The sequence below is a fragment of the Pseudomonas sp. efr-133-TYG-23 genome, assembly GCF_030209215.1.
In the GTDB taxonomy this organism is placed as follows: Bacteria; Pseudomonadota; Gammaproteobacteria; order Pseudomonadales; family Pseudomonadaceae; genus Aquipseudomonas; species Aquipseudomonas rhodesiae.
Genome location: NZ_JARVSL010000005.1, coordinates 111,007 through 133,493 on the forward strand (window position 1 = coordinate 111,007; position 22,487 = coordinate 133,493).

At 60.5% G+C, this 22,487-nt stretch carries 20 protein-coding genes; 12 read left to right on the forward strand and 8 right to left on the reverse strand.

Annotated elements, in window-relative coordinates; all coding sequences use genetic code 11:
* Positions 1–6 precede the first annotated feature (6 nt).
* Positions 7–1,404, reverse strand: coding sequence for a COG3014 family protein (locus QRN41_RS03090; protein ID WP_285421143.1), 1,398 nt, complete (start codon positions 1,402–1,404; stop codon positions 7–9).
* Between the two features lie 267 nt (positions 1,405–1,671).
* Between QRN41_RS03090 and QRN41_RS03095 the strand changes: the two genes are divergently transcribed.
* Positions 1,672–3,567 (forward strand): FTR1 family protein, encoded by a 1,896-nt coding sequence (locus QRN41_RS03095; protein ID WP_167416996.1) that lies wholly within the window; start codon positions 1,672–1,674, stop codon positions 3,565–3,567.
* Between the two features lie 2 nt (positions 3,568–3,569).
* Positions 3,570–4,025, forward strand: a complete 456-nt coding sequence (locus QRN41_RS03100; RefSeq protein WP_034101415.1) for a YaiI/YqxD family protein — start codon at positions 3,570–3,572, stop codon at positions 4,023–4,025.
* Between the two features lie 37 nt (positions 4,026–4,062).
* On the opposite strand, the gene elbB is transcribed toward QRN41_RS03100, so the two are convergent.
* Positions 4,063–4,731 (reverse strand): isoprenoid biosynthesis glyoxalase ElbB, encoded by a 669-nt coding sequence (gene elbB / locus QRN41_RS03105; protein WP_167416997.1) that lies wholly within the window; start codon positions 4,729–4,731, stop codon positions 4,063–4,065.
* Between the two features lie 116 nt (positions 4,732–4,847).
* Between elbB and QRN41_RS03110 the strand changes: the two genes are divergently transcribed.
* A complete protein-coding gene (locus QRN41_RS03110) occupies positions 4,848–6,083 on the forward strand; it encodes a sterol desaturase family protein (RefSeq protein WP_173603570.1) in 1,236 nt (411 codons plus the stop codon).
* On the opposite strand, the gene QRN41_RS03115 is transcribed toward QRN41_RS03110, so the two are convergent.
* Entirely contained in the window at positions 6,064–6,699 is a 636-nt protein-coding gene (locus tag QRN41_RS03115; protein ID WP_034115429.1) for a DedA family protein, read from the reverse strand. The genes QRN41_RS03110 and QRN41_RS03115 overlap by 20 nt on opposite strands.
* A gap of 207 nt (positions 6,700–6,906) precedes the next feature.
* Here QRN41_RS03115 and hemB point away from each other — a divergent pair, with 207 nt between their 5' ends.
* Both hemB and ppk1 read left to right on the forward strand, forming a co-directional pair.
* Entirely contained in the window at positions 6,907–7,920 is a 1,014-nt protein-coding gene (hemB, locus tag QRN41_RS03120; protein ID WP_034101411.1) for a porphobilinogen synthase, read from the forward strand.
* A 17-nt stretch (positions 7,921–7,937) separates the two neighbouring features.
* Positions 7,938–10,160 (forward strand): polyphosphate kinase 1, encoded by a 2,223-nt coding sequence (gene ppk1 / locus QRN41_RS03125; RefSeq protein WP_034139756.1) that lies wholly within the window; start codon positions 7,938–7,940, stop codon positions 10,158–10,160.
* Between the two features lie 126 nt (positions 10,161–10,286).
* Here the strand turns inward: ppk1 and ppx are convergent, their stop codons facing one another.
* Complete coding sequence (gene ppx / locus QRN41_RS03130; protein WP_034139755.1) at positions 10,287–11,789, reverse strand: exopolyphosphatase; 1,503 nt, start codon at positions 11,787–11,789, stop codon at positions 10,287–10,289.
* Between the two features lie 445 nt (positions 11,790–12,234).
* On the opposite strand from ppx, the gene QRN41_RS03135 reads away from it, so the two are divergent.
* From QRN41_RS03135 to QRN41_RS03150, 4 genes are all read left to right on the forward strand, one after another.
* On the forward strand, positions 12,235–12,891 hold the full coding sequence (locus tag QRN41_RS03135) for a DUF1120 domain-containing protein (protein WP_167416999.1): 657 nt from the start codon (positions 12,235–12,237) through the stop codon (positions 12,889–12,891).
* A gap of 124 nt (positions 12,892–13,015) precedes the next feature.
* Positions 13,016–13,714, forward strand: coding sequence for a fimbria/pilus chaperone family protein (locus QRN41_RS03140; protein WP_318253860.1), 699 nt, complete (start codon positions 13,016–13,018; stop codon positions 13,712–13,714).
* Positions 13,715–13,721: 7 nt separating this feature from the next.
* Entirely contained in the window at positions 13,722–16,223 is a 2,502-nt protein-coding gene (locus tag QRN41_RS03145; RefSeq protein WP_285421144.1) for a fimbria/pilus outer membrane usher protein, read from the forward strand.
* On the forward strand, positions 16,213–16,746 hold the full coding sequence (locus QRN41_RS03150) for a DUF1120 domain-containing protein (RefSeq protein ID WP_034139751.1): 534 nt from the start codon (positions 16,213–16,215) through the stop codon (positions 16,744–16,746). Before QRN41_RS03145 ends, QRN41_RS03150 begins: the two co-directional genes overlap by 11 nt.
* On the opposite strand, the gene QRN41_RS03155 is transcribed toward QRN41_RS03150, so the two are convergent.
* From QRN41_RS03155 to QRN41_RS03170, 4 genes are read right to left on the reverse strand one after another with little or no spacing between them, the layout of a single operon-like run.
* Complete coding sequence (locus tag QRN41_RS03155) at positions 16,718–17,455, reverse strand: amino acid ABC transporter ATP-binding protein (protein WP_034101404.1); 738 nt, start codon at positions 17,453–17,455, stop codon at positions 16,718–16,720. The two genes, QRN41_RS03150 and QRN41_RS03155, sit on opposite strands and share 29 nt — an antisense overlap.
* Positions 17,442–18,092: an amino acid ABC transporter permease gene (locus tag QRN41_RS03160; protein WP_034115425.1), complete on the reverse strand. Its 651-nt coding sequence runs from the start codon at positions 18,090–18,092 to the stop codon at positions 17,442–17,444. Before QRN41_RS03160 ends, QRN41_RS03155 begins: the two co-directional genes overlap by 14 nt.
* Positions 18,089–18,757 (reverse strand): amino acid ABC transporter permease, encoded by a 669-nt coding sequence (locus QRN41_RS03165; RefSeq protein ID WP_034139750.1) that lies wholly within the window; start codon positions 18,755–18,757, stop codon positions 18,089–18,091. The genes QRN41_RS03160 and QRN41_RS03165 overlap by 4 nt, the downstream gene beginning before the upstream one ends.
* A 17-nt stretch (positions 18,758–18,774) precedes the next feature.
* Positions 18,775–19,560, reverse strand: coding sequence for a transporter substrate-binding domain-containing protein (locus QRN41_RS03170; protein WP_034139749.1), 786 nt, complete (start codon positions 19,558–19,560; stop codon positions 18,775–18,777).
* Between the two features lie 255 nt (positions 19,561–19,815).
* Here QRN41_RS03170 and QRN41_RS03175 point away from each other — a divergent pair, with 255 nt between their 5' ends.
* The 3 genes from QRN41_RS03175 (at position 19,816) to rho (ending at position 22,458) form a co-directional block, all read left to right on the forward strand.
* A complete protein-coding gene (locus tag QRN41_RS03175) occupies positions 19,816–20,514 on the forward strand; it encodes a FadR/GntR family transcriptional regulator (RefSeq protein ID WP_034101400.1) in 699 nt (232 codons plus the stop codon).
* 121 nt (positions 20,515–20,635) lie between these two features.
* Positions 20,636–20,965 carry a thioredoxin TrxA gene (trxA, locus tag QRN41_RS03180; RefSeq protein WP_034101399.1) on the forward strand — a complete coding sequence of 110 codons (330 nt, stop codon included), beginning with the start codon at positions 20,636–20,638 and terminating at the stop codon, positions 20,963–20,965.
* Positions 20,966–21,198: 233 nt separating this feature from the next.
* The gene (gene rho / locus QRN41_RS03185) at positions 21,199–22,458 is read left to right on the forward strand and encodes a transcription termination factor Rho (protein ID WP_016973082.1); all 1,260 of its coding nucleotides are present in this window, start codon (positions 21,199–21,201) and stop codon (positions 22,456–22,458) included.
* Positions 22,459–22,487 lie beyond the last annotated feature (29 nt).

The following is a 22,487-nucleotide window of genomic DNA, read 5'->3' on the forward strand; positions in this document are numbered from 1 at the left end:
TGCTCCTTAAGGTTGTTTGAGGGTGGCGATCGCCTGGGGCGTGTTGCTCGGCACCACATGGGCCGCGAGGCCGCCGGCGAACACCTGATTGCCCACCATGCGCAGGGTGATCACCTGGTAGCGCTGATCGGCCTTGACCGTCACCAGCGTGCCGCCCAATGCGTTGGGCAGGCTGACCTGGTGCTCGCCGTGCTTGAGGCGCAGGCGCGTCACTTGGGTCATGTCCGGCAAGGTGCGCCAAGTGCGGGTGTCGGCGCCTTCGGTCACGGCCGAGGCGATGCCCAGCACCAGGCCCGCCATGGGGTTGGTCTTGTTCAGGTTGTTCTGCGCCACACCACGGCTGACCGCGCGTACGGTAGTGCGCAGGATGATCCCCGGCATGTCGTCACGCAGGGCGCGGCGGGACATGGCAGTGGTGCTGTTGAGCGCGGTGAGGTTCTGTTGCTGGCCGTCCACCCCGATCTGGGCGAAGGTGGCGGTGGAGGTGTCGGCTTTGATCACCGGGAACGACAGCGGGGTAATCACCAGGTTGCCGTTGATCGGGATCGGCAACGGCAGGCGTATCGAGTCGCGGGCCGGCGCCAGGCCGCTCTGGACCACAATCAGCACGTCGGTTTCATTGGCGCCGACCTTGGACTTGTCCAGGTCCCGCAAGGCCTGTTCCAGCAGCGGAGTGTTAGGGCGTAATTCGGCTGCCTTGCGATAGCCAGGGGCGGCCAGGTCTTTTTCGCCCAGGGCTTCATAGACGAAGCCGGCCAGGTAATGGCTGAACGCGCTCTGGTAACTGTTTTTCAGGCCGACCACCTCCGGAGCGTTCAGGGCTTCCACCGGGTAACCGTTCAGGTCTTTCAACTGGGTGGTCACGCCTTCGCGCTCGGCTTCGCCCTCGCGCTTGAGGTATTCCTTATCGCGCAGCTCGGCGATCACTGCTTCGCGTTCGTGGGTTTTCTTAATCTCGGTGCGGGCGCCGTCGAAGTCGTTCACGGCCAGCAGGTTCAGGGCCATCTGGGTGGTCAGCATGACTTTTTCATAGTCGTAGCCTTCGTAGCGCCGAACCTTGTCGTTGGCCAGGAAGCTGCCGAACTGGGCGAGGTACTTGGCGCTGTCGAACTTGACCGACTCTTCCCATTTGAAGACTTGCAGGTCGGCGCTGCGCCAGGCGGTCTGGCTGCCGGTGAGGTCGCCTTTGGCGCGCAGCAATTCACCTTTTTCGAAGAAATAGAGCAGGTCTTTGTCTTCGCCGGTGTTGTTCTTCTCCAGCAAGGTCAGGGCGGCATCGACGTTGCCGGTGGCCAGTTGCTGGTTAGTGGCTTGCAGCTCGGTGTCGTAGCTGCGGAACATCGAACAACCGGACAGCAAGGTTACCGCCGCGAGCGTGAGCGGGGTTAAAGCGCGAAATGCCATGCAGATTTCTTCCCTGAAAGTTGTCAGCCAATGTGGTCATTTCGCATAAAAATCCGGAATGACATTCCCTTTCGCACTAACAGGGCGCGGCATTATAGGCGCCATAACTGGCAAAACAATGGCTTTTTGCTGTGATGCGATCGACAAAAATGCCACTACTGGCGGATTAAACGGTTGCGCTCAGGTGTGCTAAATCACGAACGGCTTGAGTCAAAGCCTTTAACGTTAAACAATGTGTTACTTCGTATTTCCCTTTGAGATTCATTCATGACTGCCCCCCACCGTTTTCTCGCCTGGCTGGTGTTGCCGGCGTTGATGTCGTGCAGCTTCAACCTGTTGGCCGCGACGGCCGAGGGCGCGCCCCAAGCCCTGCATTTGCTGGACTACATCGGTGCGGATTACCCGCCGACGGTGGACGCGGGCAAGGTGGTGGACCCTTCGGAATACCGTGAACAAGTTGAGTTCCTTGGGGTGTTGCAGGGTTTGGTGGCGGACTTGCCGGCCAAGCCGGAACGCGCCGAACTGGTAACGGGCGTCGAAGAATTGAGCGTGGCGGTGACCGCTCGTCAGGACGGTGCCGTCGTTGCCCGACAGGCTCGGCAATTGGGCGCCAAGTTGGCGGTGGCTTATGAAGTGAGCCAGGCCCCGGCCATCACGCCCGACCCAACGCGCGGTGCACCCCTCTACGCCCAGCATTGCTCGGTGTGCCACGGCAATTCTGGCGCTGGCGATGGGCCGGCAGGTGTGGGCCTTACGCCGCCGCCGGCGAATCTGCGGGACGCCGCGCGGCTGGATCGCCTGAGTCTCTACGCGATCTACAACACCTTGGGCCTGGGCGTCGAAGGCACCGACATGCCGGCGTTCGCCGATCAATTGGATGACCGCCAGCGTTGGGACCTGGCCACCTACATCGCCGAATTTACCGCCGACCCGGCGGCCGCCAAGAGCGAGCAGCCGTTCAACCTCGCCGACCTGGCCCGTCGTACCCCCAATGAAGTGCTGGCCGCTGACGGTGCCGCAGCTGCCGCGACCTTCCGCGCCCAGCGTGCGCAGCCGCCGCAGGTCAAGCGCGGCCCGGCACAGTTGCTCGACTACACCGCGAGCACCTTAGACAAGAGCCTGGCCGCGTACCGCAATGGCGATCACGAACAAGCCTATGACCTGTCGGTAGCGGCGTACCTGGAAGGCTTCGAGCTGGTGGAAAGCTCCCTGGACAACGTCGACGCCAACGTGCGCAAAGACACCGAAAAGGCCCTGATGGCCTATCGGCAGTCGTTGCAGGACGGGTTGCCGATCGATCAAGTGCAGCAGCGCCTGGACGTGGCCAAGGCCAAGCTCGCCGCATCGGCCGGTTTGCTCGGTGGCGATGGCCTGAGCTGGTCGTTGAGTTATATCTCCGGTTTGCTGATCCTGCTGCGTGAGGGCCTGGAAGCGATCCTGGTGCTGGCGGCGATCCTGGCGTTCCTGCGTAACACCGGCCAGCAATCGGCGGTGCGTAGCGTCAACGCCGGCTGGGGTTTGGCGCTGTTGGCCGGCCTGGCTACCTGGGCGTTGGCGGCGTATGTGATTGATGTCAGCGGTGCCCAGCGTGAATTGCTGGAAGGGTGCACGGCGTTGTTCGCCAGCGTGATGGTGCTATGGCTGGGAGTGTGGATGCACGACCGGCGCCACGCAGCGGCCTGGCAGGACTACATCAAGAGCAGCCTGGTGGGCGGCGGTGGGCGCTTCGGTTTTGCGGTGCTGGCGTTTTTCTCGGTATACCGCGAGCTGTTCGAAGTGATCCTGTTCTACGAAACCCTGTGGCTGCAAGCCGGCCCGGCTGGGCATAACGCAGTGCTGGCGGGGGGCGCCACCGCACTGGTGCTGCTGGTGGGTTTGGCTTGGGTGATCCTGCGCGGCTCGGCGAAGCTGCCGCTGGCGCTGTTCTTCGGTATTAACGCGGCGCTGCTGTGCGCGCTGTCGGTGGTGTTCGCTGGGCATGGTGTCAAGGCATTGCAGGAGGCGGGTGTCTTCGGTACACGGCCGGTGGCGTTCTTTGACTTCGACTGGCTGGGCATCCACGCCGACGCTTACTCGCTGAGTGCGCAGGTGGTGGCGATCCTGGCGATTGTGGTGCTGTACGGCCGCAGTCGTTTGGCCGAGAAGCGCCGAGTGGCGGTATAACCGTGCGCGTCTGGATCGATGCCGACGCCTGCCCGCGCGCGGCCAAGGACCTGGTGGTGAAGTTCGCCCTCAAGCGCCAGTTCGAGGTGGTGCTGGTGGCCGGGCAGAGCCAGATCAAGCCGGCTTTTGCCTGCGTGAAGCTGATCGTGGTACCCAGCGGCCCGGACGCCGCCGATGACTACCTGGTGGAGCACGCGGTGCCCGGCGAGTTGGTGATCTGCAGCGACGTGCCACTGGCCGATCGCTTGGTGAAAAAGGGCGTCACCGCGCTGGACCCGCGAGGCAAGGAGTTCAGCCCGGCGAACATGAGCGAGCGGTTGGCGGTGCGCAACCTGTTCACCGACTTGCGTGAACAGGGCCAGATGGGCGGCGGACCACCGCCCCATGGGGAGAAGGATAAGCAGGCGTTTGCCAATGCGCTGGACCGAATCCTTACGCAACTGATGCGCCAGGGTTGAGGGTGGAGCGGCTTACCGCATCGGGCCGGTCAGGCGATCACTCGTCGTTCTCGTGGGTCAGCTCCAGCACGCGATCCACCAACTTATTGATGCCTGACGCCACCTCGCCGATGTTCTTGCCCAACATATAGGCCGGCGTGCTTACCAGTTTGCGCGCTTTGTCCTCGACGATGTCTTCAACCGTGCACTCCTGGTGAGTGGCGCCCATCTTGCCCAGGGCGGTTGCGGTGTCGGCATCGTTGCCGATGGTGCAGGTTACGCCCGGGCCGTAGATCTTCGCGGCCAGGGCCGGCGAGATGCAGATCAGCCCTACGGGTTTGCTCGCCTCGGCGAAGGCCTCCGCCAACGCCAGTACCTGCGGGTTGACGCTGCATGCGGTGCCTTCGCTGGCAAAATTCGACAGGTTCTTCGCCGCGCCAAACCCGCCGGGTACGATCAGAGCATCGAAGTCGTCGACATTGGCCAGGCTGATGTCCTTCACCTCGCCACGGGCGATGCGCGCCGACTCCACCAGCACGTTGCGCGTTTCTGGCATTTCCTCGCCGGTCAGGTGATTGATGACGTGGTGTTGCTCGATATCGGGTGCGAAACATTGGACCTGAGCGCCGCGCTGATCCAGGCGCAGCAAAGTGATCACGCTTTCGTGGATCTCTGCGCCGTCGTACACGCCGCAGCCGGAAAGGATCACTGCAATCTTTTTGCTCATGGGCATTTCTCCTGGGTTCTTGGCGTTAAATGTCTACTAATTTGTAACCTGTTGCCAATGGGATCTCACAGCGCTGCACCTAATCTTGATGTAACAAAAATAGACCGGACTTGCCCATGGACTTCGTGCCTTACGCGGTACCGTTTTTCATTGCCTTGATCGTGGTGGAGCTGCTTGCCGACCGTTGGCGCGGACAGCGCAATTACCGGGTGGCGGATGCCATCAACAGCCTGAGCACCGGTGTGCTGTCTACCACCACGGGCCTGTTGACCAAGGGCGTGGGCGTGTTGACCTACGCGTTCGCTCTCAAGCATCTGGCGCTGTTCGATTTGCCGGCGCAGAGCCCTTGGACGTGGCTGTTCGCCTTTGTTTTCTATGACTTCTGCTACTACTGGCTGCATCGCATGGGGCATGAGCGCAATATTCTGTGGGCCGCGCACTCGGTGCACCATCAGAGCGAGGACTACAACCTCACCACCGCCCTGCGCCAGACCAGCACGGGGTTTCTGCTGAGCTGGATCTTCTACCTGCCCCTGGCGGTGGCCGGCGTGCCATTGGTGGTGTTTATCAGCGTGGCGTCGCTCAATTTGCTGTATCAATTCTGGGTCCATACACGGCATGTGCCCAAGCTCGGCTGGTTCGAGTGGTTCTTCGTTACTCCGTCCAATCATCGGGCCCACCATGCACAGAACGCTCTCTACATGGATCGCAACTACGGCGGGGTGTTCATTATTTGGGACCGCCTGTTCGGCAGTTTCCAAGAAGAAGACGAAAACGAACCGGTGATTTTCGGCGTGACCACGCCCCTGGCCAGTTGGAACCCGCTGTGGGCCAATCTGCAGTTCTATGCGCAACTGTGTAGCGATGCGCGGCGAACGCAGAGCCTGTGGGACAAGCTGCGTATCTGGTTTATGCGCACCGGCTGGCGCCCGGCGGATGTGAAGGCCAAATACCCATTGGCCAAGCCCGACTTGAGCCAGTTCCGCAAATACGAAGTGCCGCTGGATGTGCGTCAGCAGGTGTACGTCGCCGTGCAATTTGCGGCGTATGTGGGGTTTGGCAGTTACTTGATGAACGTCGGCGAAGGTCTGCCCACGGCGGCGCTGGTCCTGGGCTGGGGGGCGATGGCGTTGGGGCTGTTTACCTTAGGCGTGGCCCTGGAGAATCGCCCGTGGGCGTTGAAGGCTGAGCTGCTGCGCCTGGCGCTGAATGCGCCGCTGGTATGGCTGGCGCCGTTGGTCGGGCTATGGCCGGCAAGCAGCCTGGGCTGGCTGGGCCTGGCCAGTTATAGCCTGCTCAGCATGATCGGCCTCTACTGCTGCAGAAGCCGGCTTACTCGACTGGCGTCTTAGGTTTCTCCACCGGCACCGGCTCGGCAGCGCTCTGGGCTTGTGCGTCGGCGCATGCCTGACGGGCGATACGCGCGTTTTTGAAGCGGCGGCGCACCCACAGGCCAAAACCCAGTACCAGCAATGCGCCCAACACCCACAGCTCGTACTTCTTGACGCTGCCGAGCATGCCTTCGAGCACGGCGCCAAAGTGGTAAGCCGCTGCGCCCAGCGCGGCGGCCCAGATCGCGGCACCGATGCCATTAAGGATCAAGTAGCGCAACGGCGGGTAGCCGGACAGCCCGATCGCCACCGGCATCACGGTGCGCAAGCCATAGACGAAACGAAAGCTCAGCACCCAGATGTCCGGATGCTTGCGGATATGCTCCAGAGCCTTGTCACCCATCAGTTGCCAGCGCGGCTTGCGCGCTAGCAGCTTGCGGCCATGCTTGCGTCCCATGTAGTACCAGAGCTGGTCGCCGGCGTAGCTGCCGAAGAAGGCAACGACCACCACCAGGTTGATATCCATGTAACCACGGAACGCCAGAAAGCCTGCGAGCACCAGGATGGTTTCGCCTTCGAAGAAGGTGCCGAGGAAGAGGGCAAAGTAGCCGAAGTCATGCAGAAATTGTTGAAGCATGGTCTGGGTGCTGGCGAAATGAACGCGCAGCCTACGCCTTCGCGAACATTCATGAAAGTATCGAGATGTGTCACGAAGTGAACAATTCCTACATAAACGACGAATGCGACGACAGGTCGCATCGATAAGCACAACTGTCATTCCTTCGTCATAATGGCCGCTTATAACTGCAACGCTCGCCCGTGAACCCGGGCTCAGGAGTCTGTCGTGAGCTTTACCCCTGCCAATCGCCTGTTCCCCGCTACCCGCCTGCGTCGCAATCGCCGTGATGATTTTTCTCGCCGCCTGGTGCGTGAAAACGTGCTGACGACCGATGATCTGATCCTGCCGGTGTTTGTGCTGGACGGTGAGAACCGCCGCGAAGCTGTGGCGTCGATGCCGGGGGTGGAGCGTTTGACCATCGACCTGCTGCTTGAGGAGGCGGCTGGCTGGGTTGAACTGGGTATTCCGGCGCTGGCGTTGTTTCCCGTCACGCCCACTGAACTCAAGTCCCTGGATGCTGCCGAAGCCTGGAACCCGCAAGGTATTGCTCAGCGCGCCACCCGCGCATTGCGCGAACGCTTCCCGGAGCTGGGGGTGATCACCGACGTGGCGCTGGACCCGTTCACCACCCATGGTCAGGATGGCATTCTGGACGCCGACGGCTATGTTGAGAACGACATCACCGTCGATGCGCTGGTCAAGCAGGCGCTGTCCCACGCCGCGGCCGGGGCGCAGGTGGTGGCGCCGTCGGACATGATGGACGGGCGCATCCAGGCGATTCGCGAAGCCCTGGAGCTGGCCGGTCACGTCAATGTGCGGATCATGGCCTACTCGGCCAAGTACGCCAGCGCCTACTACGGCCCGTTCCGCGACGCGGTGGGCTCGGCGCTGAACCTGGGCAAAGCCAATAAGGCTTCGTACCAGATGGACCCGGCCAACAGCCATGAGGCCTTGCACGAAGTGGCCGCCGATCTGGCCGAAGGGGCTGACATGGTGATGGTCAAGCCCGGAATGCCGTACCTGGACATCCTTTATCGGGTCAAAGAGGAGTTCAAGGTGCCGACCTTCGTTTATCAGGTCAGCGGCGAATACGCGATGCACATGGCCGCAATACAGAATGGATGGTTGAGTGAGGGAGTGATCCTTGAATCCCTGACTGCCTTTAAACGTGCCGGAGCTGATGGCATTCTGACCTACTTTGCCGCCCGCGCCGCCCAATTGCTTAGAGCGCAACCGTAGCTCTCACAGGACACTCGATGAATACCGAAGGACTCTCCGAAGTTGCCGTAAAAGACGCCCACCCGGTGGTGGAGCAAGTCTCCGAGACACCCCCGGAACATGAGCCGCTCGCGCCCGTCGTCGCTGCTGAAGTGCCGGTGCCAGCCCCGGCGCCGCCGGTGGTCAACCTGGATGACAGCAGCCTGTACATTCATCGCGAGCTGTCGCAACTGCAATTCAACATTCGCGTGTTGGAGCAGGCGCTGGATGAGTCCTATCCCTTGCTGGAGCGGCTGAAGTTCCTGCTGATCTTCTCCAGCAACCTGGATGAGTTCTTCGAAATCCGCGTGGCGGGCCTTAAAAAGCAAATCACTTTTGCCCGCGAACAGGCCGGCGCCGACGGCCTGCAGCCGCACCAGGCGCTGGCGCGCATCAGCGAGCTGGTCCACGGCCATGTGGATCGCCAATACGCGATCCTCAACGACATTCTCCTGCCGGAACTGGAAAAGCATCAGGTTCGCTTTATCCGTCGCCGTCACTGGACCACCAAGATCAAGACCTGGGTGCGTCGCTACTTCCGCGACGAGATCGCGCCGATCATCACCCCCATCGGCCTTGACCCGACTCACCCGTTCCCGCTGCTGGTGAACAAGAGCCTGAACTTCATCGTCGAACTGGAAGGCATCGACGCCTTTGGCCGCGACTCCGGCCTGGCGATTATCCCGGCGCCGCGCTTGTTGCCACGGATCATCAAGGTACCGGAAGAGGTGGGGGGCGCTGGCGACAACTATGTATTCCTGTCGTCGATGATCCACGCCCACGCCGATGACCTGTTCCAAGGCATGAAGGTCAAGGGCTGCTACCAGTTCCGCCTGACCCGTAACGCCGACCTGGCGTTGGATTCCGAAGACGTCGAAGACCTGGCCCGTGCCCTGCGCGGCGAGCTGTTCTCGCGGCGCTACGGCGATGCGGTGCGCCTAGAGGTGGCCGATACCTGCCCCAAACACCTGTCGGACTACCTGCTCAAGCAGTTCAACCTGGGCGAGAGCGAGCTGTATCAGGTCAATGGCCCGGTCAACCTCACGCGTCTGTTCAGCATCACCGGTCTGGACAGCCACCCGGAGCTGCAATACACGCCGTTCACCCCGCAGATCCCCAAGCTGCTGCAAAACAGCGAGAACATCTTCAGCGTGGTGAGCAAGCAGGACATTCTGCTACTGCACCCCTTCGAGTCGTTCACGCCTGTGGTGGACCTGCTGCGTCAGGCCGCCAAGGACCCCCATGTATTGGCGGTGCGCCAGACCCTGTACCGCTCCGGCGCCAACTCGGAAATCGTCGATGCGCTGGTGGACGCCGCGCGTAACGGTAAGGAAGTCACCGCGGTTATCGAACTGCGCGCGCGGTTCGACGAAGAGTCCAACCTGCAACTGGCTAGCCGTCTGCAAGCGGCCGGTGCGGTGGTGATCTACGGCGTGGTGGGCTTCAAGACCCACGCCAAGATGATGCTGATCCTACGCCGCGAGGCCGGCGAAATCGTGCGTTATGCCCACCTGGGCACCGGCAACTACCACGCCGGTAACGCCAAGCTTTACACCGACTACAGCCTGCTGACCTCCGACGACGCCTTGTGCGAGGACGTCGGCAAGTTGTTCAGCCAGTTGATCGGCATGGGCAAGACCTTGCGCATGAAGAAGCTGCTGCACGCGCCGTTCACCCTGAAGAAGGGCATGCTCGACATGATTGCCCGCGAAACCCAGTTCGCCCTCGACGGCAAACCGGCGCACATCATTGCCAAGTTCAACTCGTTGACCGACCCGAAAATCATCCGTGCGCTGTACAAGGCCAGCCAGTCCGGTGTGCGTATCGACCTGGTGGTGCGTGGCATGTGCTGCCTGCGTCCGGGAATCGTCGGGGTTTCGCACAACATCCATGTGCGTTCGATCATTGGTCGCTTCCTGGAGCATACCCGCGTGTTCTACTTCCTCAACGGCGGCGAAGAGCAGATGTTCCTCTCCAGCGCCGACTGGATGGAACGCAACCTCGATAAGCGCGTCGAGACCTGTTTCCCGGTGGAAGGCAAGAAGCTGATCATGCGGGTCAAGAAAGAGCTGGAGAGTTATCTGACCGATAACACCCACAGCTGGAGCCTGCAGTCCGACGGGCGCTACGTGCGCAACACCCCGACCGGCAACCAGAACCCGCGCAGCGCGCAGGCAACGTTGTTGGAAAAGTTGGGTAGCCCGATCCTGGCGGTGAACTAAAAACCGACGATGTCTGAAAGGTGGGAGGGGGCTTGCCCCCGATGACGGTGGAGCAGTCAATGAATCTGTTGACTGACACTCCCTCATCGGGGGCAAGCCCCCTCCCACATTTGTTTTTGGTGTTCTCTAGCGCAGGTTCAGACTGAACCCCACCCGCGTCAGCCATTCTGCTTCCTGGGCAAAATCCGCCTGGGTCAGCTGGTTTTCCTCCAGCCAGCCTTTGGGGAACATCACTTCCAGGCTGTCGCCATCGGCCCGCAGTTTGACCTGGGGCATCTCCTGCGTGCCACGGATGTGGTGGAACAGGATCGCAAAACGCAGCAGCACACACAGGCGAATCAGTTTGATGCCGTCGTCACCGAATTCCGCGAATTTGTCCTTGGGGATATTACGGCGATGGCCGCGCACCAACAGCGCGAGCATCTGTTGGTCTTCCCGGGAGAAACCGGCCAGGTCCGAGTGCTCGATCAGGTAAGCACCATGCTTGTGGTAGTGGTAGTGAGCGATGTCCAGGCCCACTTCATGCACCTTGGCCGCCCAGCCCAGCAGTTCGCGCCAGACGCCGTCTTCCAGGCCCCAGTCCTCGGCCACTTGGTCGAAGGCATGCAGCGCCTTGCGTTCAACGCGGGCCGCTTGCTCCAGGTCGACGTGATAACGCTCCATCAATGAGCTGAGCGTGCGCTCACGCACGTCTTCATGGTGGTGACGGCCCAGCAGGTCATACAGCACGCCTTCACGCAGGGCGCCATCGCAGTGGTCCATGCGTTGCAGTTCGAGGGCGTCGAAAATCGCTTCGAGAATCGCCAGGCCGGCCGGGAAGATCGTGCGTCGGTCGGGCTTGATGCCGTCGAAGTCGATTTTTTCGGCATCCCCCAGCTTGAACAGTTTGCGCTTGAGCCACGCCAGGCCTTCGACGTTGACCTCGCCGGTGCCGTGCCCGCCCCCCTTGAGAGCCAGGCCGATGGCGCGGATGGTGCCGGATGAGCCAATGGCTTCATCCCAGGTCAGGCGGTGCAGGGCGTGCTCGATGCTCATGATCTCCAGCCGCGCAGCCGTATAGGCCTGGGCGTAGCGCGCCGGGGTGATCTTGCCGTCCTTGAAATAACGCTGGGTGTAGCTGACGCAGCCCATCTGCAGGCTTTCGCGCAGCAGCGGCTCGAAACGCTGGCCAATGATGAACTCGGTACTGCCGCCACCGATGTCCGCCACCAGGCGTTTGCCGGGGGTATCGGCCAGGGTGTGTGACACGCCGAGGTAGATCAGGCGTGCTTCCTCACGGCCGGAGATGACTTCCACGGGGTGGCCGAGGATTTCTTCGGCGCGGCGGATGAATTCGCCACGGTTGCGCGCTTCGCGCAGGGCGTTGGTACCTACGATTCGAACGGCGCCCAGGGGCATACCGTTGATCAGTTGAGCGAAACGCTTGAGGCAATCGAGCCCGCGCTGCATGGATTCTTCATTGAGCTGGCGCTCGTCGTCGATCCCGGCGGCCAGTTGCACCTTTTCGCCGAGCCGCTCAAGGATGCGGATCTCACCGTTCTGGGCCTTGGCCACGACCATGTGAAAGCTGTTGGAGCCCAGGTCGATGGCGGCGATCAGGGACAGATTCTTGGCTTGGGATTGCGGCATGGTTTGGGGGTCTCGGTCGATAACCTCGCCATCGTGCCACGATCGACCGCTGACGCCAACGCGTAGTGCTTAGGGAATTGCGCCGAGGCCGCCCATAAGAATTGGCTGTAGGAAAAGTAGGTTATCTTTCTTGGTCGCTGTAGCGTCCTCGTGTGTTCTTGTAGGAAGTTTTAACTTTTGCCTGTTGTAGTGCGAATTATGATTTTGCCTACACCTTTCATGTCGGTATTTTATTTATTGCCTTGTCGGGGCCTACCCTGGGTTTGCGCTTGGCCGACAATAATCTTTTATCGCTCCCACAGTAACTGAGGTGTTGTCTCATTTTTTAGTCGGGTGCTAAAAGGACAGACTGTCACTCGGCAATAGTGCCGTGGTGTTATTTATTTATTGTTGCCGTTAGGAACAATAAATAAATGCGCCTGATAACTTCTGTGACAGGACCCTTATGAAAAAGATTGTTGGATTGACTTTCGGTATCGCTTGCCTGGCTGCGGCCATCAACGCCCACGCTTCCAGCAGCGCCGAACTGATCGTCAGGGGCACGATCAAACCCGCTGCCTGCAACCTCAGCATGACCGGTGGCGGCATTGTCGATTACGGCACCATCCCTTCCGGCCAATTGCTGCCAACGGCGTTCAACCCATTGCTGCCCAAGACCGCTCCCCTAAGCATCAACTGCGGCACTACCCCAGCCAAGTTCGGATTGAAGTTCGTCGACCTGCAGGGCGCCAGCAAGGTGCCTGGCATCCTCAATGCGTTGGGGGCCGGCTATACCGAAGCCCACAACTATGGCCTGGGTGCCGTTGGCGGCCGCAGGACCGGTGGTTTCGCCATCACCCTCAAAGACCTGCGTTCGTCCACCAGCACGCTGGCTCCCATCGTGCGTGTCGGCACCGGCGCCTGGCAAAACTCGGATGGCAAAGTGGCCCAGGCCCCTAGTCAGTATTCCTGGCGCAGCACCACGGCTGTCACTCCAGCCGCGATCAGTCAACTGACCGGCACCCTCGAAGTGCGCGCCGTCATTAATCGGGGCCAGGACCTGGACCTGTCGCGCGATACCGTTCTGGATGGGCGTGCGACGCTTGAGTTGAGTTACATCTAAGCCACTTATTTGCGGCCGATCAGAAGTTTCCTATTTCCGATCGGCTGTTTTTATAGGGGGTGGCTTGGCTATCAATGGTCAACTTAAAGGGCGTGGGGAACACTGAGTGCTTAGTCTTTCAGTAATAAATAGTGCGCGTGTGTTATGTGCCAGTTTTTGCCTTTGGTTTAGCGGTGCTGTGATAGCAGACGGCATGTTGCCGGAGACCACGGTAGTTGTATTTTATGAAGACCAGGGCGAAGCGACGATATCTATCAAAAATACTGACGCGACGCCGGCGTTGCTTCACTCGGTGATCGAAAACGTACCGGAAGATGTGGAGCCGCTTTTAATCGTGACGCCGCCCATTACGCGCGTGGAGGCGGGCGAAACTCAGTTGGTGCGCTTCATCGGCACCTTGAAGGAGCCGCTGAAAACCCAGCGATTGAAACGCGTGTCCTTCGAAGGCATCCCCCAGGCCCGTGCGCCAGGCCGTGCGACCATCGGTATCACCTTGCGGCAGAACTTGCCGCTGATCCTGCATCCGCGCGGTCTGCCTCTGCATCACAGCCCCTGGGAACTGCTGAAGTGGAAGCACGTGGGCGAGGCGCTCAGCGTTCACAACGACAGTGCCTACGTCGTGCGTCTAGCGCCGGAGGTGCTGCTGCTGCCACAGAAGGCCCTGGCAACATTGCCCCGAACCTACATTTTGCCGGGGGAGGCGCTGACATTGAGCGTCGAAGGCGCTCTGGAGGGGGTGGCTGCTGTAGAGATTCAGCCCGCCACTGTCTACGGTTTTTCCGCAGACAACTACCGAGCTTTGATCAATGCCGGCGAGGGTTGATCGACTCATGATAAACCTGTCGAGTAACCGACTTCTGGCATCGCTCTGGCCCTGTCGGCCCACGCTGTTGATGGGGGTCGCGACTTTGTGGAGTTTGCCTGGCGCGCTGCCTGCCCTGGAATTGGGCGAGGGGTTTGACCTGGCGGCGCTGACTGCCCACGGTATTGATCCGAAGGTCTCCGACTATTTCCGCACGGCCCCGCGTTTTCGTGAGGGTGTGCATGTGGTCGGGTTGCGGCTCAATGGCAACCCGCTCGGGTTGGTGGAGGCGCGGTTCGATGCGCATGGGCAACTGTGTTTTACCGCCGGGCTGCTCGATAAGGCCGGGTTGGTCAAACCGAGTGGCATTATCCAAGAGACGGCTGATGCGACTCAGGCCTGTCATGACTTCCTGGGGGCTTTCCCTAATACGATGGTGCGGCTGCGGCCCGGTAACGATGAGGTTGCGCTGGTGGTGCCGACGCAGGCGCTGCGCGAGCCGCAATGGGAGGCTGGGCACTTTGCCCGGGGCGGGGCGGCGGCGCTGTTCAACTATGACGTGCAGGGGTTCGATAGCCATTCGCGCAGCGGTGCGAGCCGGTTCGTATCGGCTTATACCGAGGCGGGGTTCAACCTCGGAGATTGGATCGTTCGCAGTCGCCAATACTATGTGTCCGACAATGGCGAGGCCCGCGCCGAACATTTGAATGCCTATGCCCAGCGGGATATCGGCGCGTTGCAATCGACCTTCCAGGTCGGCCAGTTGTCCAGCAATAACCCGCAGTTCGGTGGCCTCCAACTGTCCGGTGTGCAGTTTTTCCCCGATGGTCAATCCCGCGTGCCGGCGGGCAGCAACAATGCCGTGGTTGAGGGGCTGGCCCAGAGCCAGTCGAGGATCGAAGTGCGTCAGTCGGGTGCCTTGATCCATAGCACGCTGGTGCCCGAAGGGCCTTTTCGGTTGACCGGTTTGCCGCTGCTCAATGGCACCAGCGACCTGGAAGTCAGCGTGATCGATGTGCGAGGAGGCACGCGCAGTTTTGTGGTGCCGGCGGCTTCGTTTGCCGGTGCTGCTCCCGCGGCACCCGGCTATTACTTCGCCTTGGGCAAGGTGCGTGAGAACACCCATGAAGACGCGCCGTCACCCATCGTCGCCATGGGCAGTGGCACCTGGGGCCTGGGGCGCGACTCATCCGCCGGCTTTGGCCTGTTGAGTACCGATGATTACTGGGCGGCCGGAGGCACGCTGAGCAGCGTGTTTTTCCAACGCGTGAACGTGGGTGCTCGCCATAACCTTTCCCGAGATAGTCTTAATGCGGTGTCCGGTTCACGCAGCAGCCTAAGCGTGAGCAGCCCGGTGTCCGCCGATATGGACCTGAGCCTCAGCGCTACCACCCAGACGCGTGGCTATCGCGAAGTGCTTGAGGCGGGTCGCTCGTCCAAGACCGATGAGTTGGACTCTCGTTTCAAGCATCAATACACCGCCGGAGTGAGCTGGATCGACCCCGCGCTGGGGGCATTCTCTTTGGGCTATACGCGCAGCAACTCATTCGACGGGCACACCACCGAGCATCTGTTCGCCTCATGGAACCGCTCATTCAGCCATGCCGACGTCACCTTGATCGCCGATTCGCAGGTGGGTGGCACCCGCAAACGGCATGACGTTACCCAAGGCGGTAGCCGGCGTGATTCGGCGCCCGACGATGATCTGTCTGTGCGCTTGCAGGTGACCGTGCCCCTGGGCGGTGATCGTCGGGTCAACAGCTATATCAGTCGGCGTGGGGACCGCGCGCGGGCTGGCACCGCCCTTACCGAGCGGGTCAACGACTACGTGAACTACGAAGTGGGCGTCGAGCGTGACCTCAGTGCGCGGGAGCAAACGTTGCGCGGTCAGTTGGACCTGATGCCACGCTACACCCGAGTGGGCATGGGGGTCAGTCGCAACCCCCAGGGCACCGATTATTCCGGGCAGTTGCGCGGCGGCGTCGTGGCCCACGGAGGCGGTTTGACGTTCTCGCCGTATGCCGTGCAGGACACCTTTGGCATTGTCTCGGTGGGCGATATCGGAGCCGCCAAAATCAGTACCCCGCACGGCCCGGTATGGACCGATTTCAGCGGGCAGGCGGTGATCCCCGGGTTGCCGGCCTATACCGACAGTCGTATCGAAGTACAGACCCAGTCCTTGCCCAAACGTGTGGACCTGAAGAACGGCACGCACACCCTCGCTGCCGCCCGCGGGTCGGTGAACAGCGTAGCGTTCGACGTGGTGAAAGTGCGCCGGGTGCTGGTCACCGGCACCGATGAACAGGGCCGACCATTGCCTCAGGGTGCTTCGGTGTTCGATAAAAACAACCGTTTCCTGACCAGCGTCGTGGGTGACGGCATGATTTTCCTGAATGACATGAACGACTCCCAGGCGTTGCGGGTTTCTTTGTCGGATTCTTCTACTTGCCAGCTCAGGCTTACTCCTGGGACCCAGCCCGACAATGACACGTTCTACGAGACAACATCGGCGGTGTGCCATGGCCGTTAAGCTGAAGAAACTGGGCCTCTTACTGTTCTGCACGATGGCGATGAGCGAGGCAGTACAGGCGCAGAACTGCCGGTTGTCCGTGAGCCAGCCGACGGTCGACTATGGGGTGATTCGCAATGAGCCGCTGACACACAGCCCCACCCTCGTACTGGGGACGCGCATGTTGCACTTGAGCGTGCTGTGCATGGAGCCTGCGACCATCGCGCTGCGATTTGTCGGAGCAGCCGATGGGCAAGGTTTCCGGTTTGGCCGTCAGGGGCACTTCCGTCTGACACTCAAGCAGGCCCAGGTGGATGGGCATGCTGTCGAGTGGGCGCCGGTACAGCTTGCCGGTGAGCCCGTTGGCGGGCAGCTATTGCCAGGGCAGGTACTGTCCACCCGGGCGGTTGGCAAGCGCTTGACCGCCCAGGTGCAAATCGACACCGAACTGCCCTCCGACGCCCTGCAGGTGCGCAGTCACGCGGTGCTGGAGGGGAGGGGCCGTTTCGAGCTGGTCAGCCCGACTGCTCCACTGAGCCGATAAAGTTCGCGAATTCGGGGGTACGTGGGTTGGCGAACAATACCTTGGGATCGCCCACTTCATGCACCTTGCCCTGGTGCATGAAGACCAACTTATCACCGACCTCCCGGGCGAAGCGCATTTCGTGGGTCACCATGATCAGCGTCATCCCGTCCTTGGCCAACTGGCGCACCACGCTGAGTACCTCGTTGACCAGTTCCGGATCCAGGGCCGAGGTGATTTCGTCACACAACAGCACCTTGGGCGACATGGCCAGGGCGCGAGCAATGGCGACCCGTTGTTGCTGGCCGCCGGACAGACGATCGGGGAAGGCATCGAATTTCTCACCCAGCCCAACGCGCTCCAACATTTGCCGAGCCAGTTGGGCGGCCTTGGCCTTGGGCACTTTCTGCACCACTTGGGGCGCGAGCATGACGTTTTCGCCCACGGTCAGGTGCGGGAACAGGTTGAACTGTTGGAACACCATCCCGACTTTCTGCCGCAGGCTGCGCAGGTCGGCGCGTGCGGCGTCGAGGTACTCTCCGTCGACTTCGATCACCCCATCGTTGATCGACTCCAGGCCATTGAGGGTGCGCAGCAAGGTGGATTTGCCCGAGCCGCTGCGACCGATGATCGCCACGACCTGGCCTTCTTCAACCGTGAGGTCGATGCCTTTGAGGACATGATGGTCGCCGTAATACTTATGCAGGGCCGAAATTCTAAGCAGAGGCATGCAGTCTCCTTTCCAGGTAGCGCGCACTGAGGGACAAGGGGTAGCAGAGCAAAAAGTAACCAAGGGCCACCAGGCCGTAGACCATAAAGGGCTCGAACGTGGCATTGGCGAGCATGCCGCCGGTCTTGGTCAGTTCGGTGAAGCCGATAATCGAGGTCACGGCGGTGCCTTTTACGACCTGTACCGAGAACCCCACGGTCGGCGCCACGGCGATACGCAGGGCCTGAGGCAGGATCACATAACGCAGTTGCTCAAGCGGGTTGAGTGCCAGGCTGGCGGAGGCTTCCCACTGCCCATGAGCGATTGACTCGACGCAGCCGCGCCAGATCTCGGCGAGGTAGGCACTGGTAAACAAAGTCAGGGCGATCGCCGCCGCCAGCCAGGGCGAAATATCCACGCCGAGCAGCGCGATGCCGAAAAACACCAAGAACAACTGCATCAACAGCGGTGTGCCCTGGAACAGCTCTATATAGGTCCGCGCAACATTGCGTGGAAATGCCTTGCTGCTGATGCGCAGAGTCATCACCAGCAAACCGATCAGGCCGCCGCCGATAAATGCCACCAGCGACAGCAGCAACGTCCACTGCAGGCCCGTAAGCAGGTTGCGCACAATGTCCCAGAATGAAAAATCACTCATCGGCTATTCCTCATCACAAAGCGACGGCCGATCCAATTGAGCAACTGGCGAATCATCAGCGCCATGCACAAGTACACCAGCGTGGTGAGGGCATACGTTTCAAAGGCGCGGAAATTGCGGGATTGGATGAAGTTGGCGGCAAAACTCAATTCTTCGGTGGCGATCTGCGAACACACCGCCGACCCTAGCATCACGATGATGATCTGGCTGCTCAGGGCTGGCCACACCTTGCCCAGCGCCGGCAGCAGCACTACATGACGGAAGGCTTCGAAGCGGGTCATCGCCAGTGCGGCGGCGGCTTCCAGTTGCCCGCGAGGAACGGCCTGGATGCCCGCGCGGATGATCTCCGTGGAATAAGCCCCCAGGTTGATCACCATCGCCAGTACGGCGGCTTGCCATTCGGTGATTTTCAATCCCAACGACGGCAGGCCGAAGAAGATGAAGAACAGCTGCACCAGGAATGGCGTATTGCGGATCAACTCGACATAGACCCCAAAGCACCAGGCCAGAGGCTGGATTTTCCAGGCACGCACTACTGCACCGACGGTGCCCAGGGCGACGCCGAGGATCGCGCCGATAGCCGTCAATTCCAGGGTAAATAGCGCACCCCGCAACAACAGGTCGGTGTTGGCCAGCACCGGAACAAAGTCAAATTGATACGCCATCAGTCAGCTCCGTGGCTTCACAGATCGGCGGGCAGCGGCTCTTTCAGCCATTGCATCGCGTTCTTTTCCAGGCTGCCGTCAGCCTTGGCCGCGACCAGGATCTGATTGACCTTCTCCAGCAGCGCCGGCTCGTTTTTATTCACGCCCACGTACACCGGCGAATCCTTGAGCTTCACTTTCAGTGCCGGTACGCGTTTGGGGTTGCGCTCGCTGATCGCCACCATCACTACGTTGCCGCTGGCGATCAGGTCGACTTGGCCGGCCAGGTAGGCGGCGATCGTCGAGTTGTTGTCTTCGAAGCGTTTGATCGTGGCTTCTTTGGGCGCCACGGCGGTCAGCTCGATGTCTTCGATGGCGCCACGGGTCACGCTGATGGTTTTGCCCTTGAGGTCGTCGGTGCTGGCGATGGCGGCCTCGGGCGGGCCGAACACGGCGAGGTAAAAGGGCGCGTAGGCCTTGGAAAAGTCGATGACCTTCTCGCGCTCGGGATTTTTACCCAGGCTGGATATCACCAGATCGACTTTGCCGGTGGTGAGGAAGGGGATACGGTTGGTGCTGTTGACCGGGGTCAGCTCCAGCTTGACCTTGAGCTGGTCGGCCAGCAGCTTGGCGGTGTCGATGTCCAGGCCACGGGGCTTCATGTCCGGGCCGACCGAGCCGAACGGCGGGAAATCCTGCGGCACGGCAACCTTTAAGGTGCCACGGGCCACGATATCGTCCAGCCCGTTGGCCTGGGCGGGTGCGTGGCTCAGCATCAGACTGGCAAACAGGGCTGTCAGCAGGGCGCTGTAGCGCTTGGTCATGGCAACTCTCCGAGAAAGGCGAAGGAATGTTCTGTCAGTGGTCAGTGCACAGCCCATGCCAGTCGTAGCCGATTGCGCTGCGAGGCTGGGTTTTACTGGCGTGTATTGGTCTTACTGGTCTGAACAGTAAGCAAGTTTTTTGCACCCTTTTCGAGCGCCGCTAAAACCTCGCGAGCGCCTTTAGGGCGTGGCTTGCCGGCGACTACGAATAGCTTTACAACTAGCCGCTCAGTTGACTGAAACCTTGAGTTTTTTATGAATTCCATCGCCCAAGCGGTACCGGAGGCGGCGTTGCAGGCCATCCGCAAACTGATCAAGGAGCAGGGTTTCGGCCCAGGCGATGCCCTGCCGTCTCAGCGTGAGTTGGCCGTGCAACTGGGCGTGAGTCGGGCGTCATTGCGCGAAGCGTTGTCGTCCCTGAGCGCTCTGGGTGTGGTCAGTGTGCAACCGGGTAAAGGTGTGTTCGTGCAAACCGCGCAGGAGCCGCCGGCGGGTTTTGCCTGGCCTTTCGCGGCGCAGGCCACGCCGTTGGAGATTTTTCAGTTGCGCTATGCCCTGGAGGGCTTTGCCGCGGGGTTGGCGGCGGTCACGCTGACCATCGAGGCGTTAGACAGCCTGGAAGACAACGTCGAGGCAATGCGTCAGGTGCTCAAGGCCGGTGATTTCGAAGCGGCTGCGCGGCTGGACTTTGAATTTCACCAGCGCATTCTCCTCGCCAGCGGTAACCGAGCGATGGTCAGCATCCTCAGTGCCAGCGCCGAGGTGTTTCTGGAGAGTCAGAAACTACCGTTCATCCGGCCGGAGCGGGCCATGGAAACCTGGCAAGAGCATCGCAAAATCCTCCGCGCCCTGGCTCAACGCAACAGTGCAGCAGCGCAGAAAACCATGCAGCAGCACGTACGCAACGCGGCGTTACGTACCGGCATCGCGTTCCTGACCCCTGCCACCCCCTGAATAAGGCAATATCCAAACTCATTGATCGCCATAGCGAGACTCAATCAGAGGCGGCTTCCTGAACGGGGGAAGGGCGGCTATGATGGGCAACGTTTTTTTTGCTTACAATCCGGAGACATCCATGAGCAACGATCTTATCAAGCACGTCACGGACGCGACCTTTGAGGCCGAAGTACTCAAGGCTCAAGGCCCGGTGCTGGTTGACTACTGGGCTGAGTGGTGCGGCCCTTGCAAAATGATCGCTCCGGTTCTGGACGACATTGCAACCACCTACGAAGGCAAACTGACCGTTGCCAAACTCAACATCGACGACAACCAGGAAACGCCTGCCAAACACGGCGTACGTGGTATTCCTACGCTGATGCTGTTCAAGAACGGCAACGTTGAAGCGACCAAAGTAGGCGCATTGTCGAAGTCGCAGTTGGCTGCATTCATCGACGCGAACATCTAAGCGTCGTCAAAAAAGCCCCGCAAATAGCGGGGCTTTTTCGTAAAACAGGGCTAGACGCTCCGAAATTCAGGTGTTACATTCGGCCCCGCACTGGTTTCTCCACTGCCCCCTGCAAGCCGTCGCCGACGCACTCCTTTTCGATTAGTACGCGATCCTGTCGCCTTCTCCGCGGCGCGGCCTCATTAAGCCAAAAGCTTAATTTCCCCCTCCATAAATGATTACGTCATTCCTATATGAATCTGACTGAACTCAAGCAAAAGCCGATTACCGACCTGCTCCAATTGGCCGAAGAAATGGGCATAGAAAATATGGCCCGTTCGCGCAAGCAGGACGTGATTTTCTCCCTGCTGAAAAAGCACGCGAAAAGCGGCGAGGAAATCTCCGGTGATGGCGTGCTGGAGATTCTCCAGGACGGCTTCGGCTTCCTCCGCTCTGCAGACGCTTCCTACCTCGCCGGCCCAGACGATATTTATGTCTCGCCGAGCCAGATCCGCCGCTTCAACTTGCGCACCGGTGACACCATCGTGGGCAAGATCCGTCCTCCGAAGGAAGGCGAGCGGTATTTCGCCCTGCTCAAGGTCGACACGATCAACTTCGATCGTCCTGAGAACGCGAAAAACAAGATTCTCTTCGAGAACCTGACGCCGCTGTTCCCGACCGTGCGCATGAAGATGGAGGCCGGTAACGGTTCCACCGAAGACTTGACCGGCCGCGTGATCGACCTTTGCGCACCGATCGGCAAGGGCCAGCGTGGCTTGATCGTTGCGCCGCCGAAAGCCGGTAAGACCATCATGCTGCAGAACATTGCAGCGAACATCGCACGTAACAATCCTGAAGTTCATCTGATCGTATTGCTGATCGATGAGCGTCCGGAAGAAGTGACCGAGATGCAGCGCACCGTGCGCGGTGAAGTGGTTGCCTCCACGTTCGATGAGCCGCCAACCCGCCACGTGCAGGTTGCCGAGATGGTGATCGAGAAGGCCAAGCGCCTGGTCGAACACAAGAAAGACGTGGTGATCCTGCTCGACTCCATCACCCGTCTGGCCCGTGCCTACAACACCGTCATCCCTAGCTCCGGCAAGGTATTGACCGGTGGTGTCGATGCTCACGCCCTGGAGAAACCCAAGCGTTTCTTCGGCGCCGCGCGGAACATCGAAGAAGGCGGCTCGCTGACCATTATCGCCACCGCGCTGGTTGAGACCGGCTCGAAGATGGACGAAGTGATCTACGAAGAGTTCAAGGGTACCGGCAACATGGAACTGCCCCTGGACCGTCGTATCGCGGAAAAACGCGTCTTCCCGGCCATCAACATCAACCGTTCCGGCACCCGCCGCGAAGAGTTGCTGACCGCCGACGACGAGCTGCAGCGTATGTGGATCCTGCGCAAGCTTCTGCACCCGATGGACGAAGTGGCAGCCATCGAGTTCCTGGTGGATAAACTGAAAACCACCAAGACCAACGATGAGTTCTTCTTGTCGATGAAGCGCAAGTAATACGACGCTTCAGCTTAAAAAAATGGCGC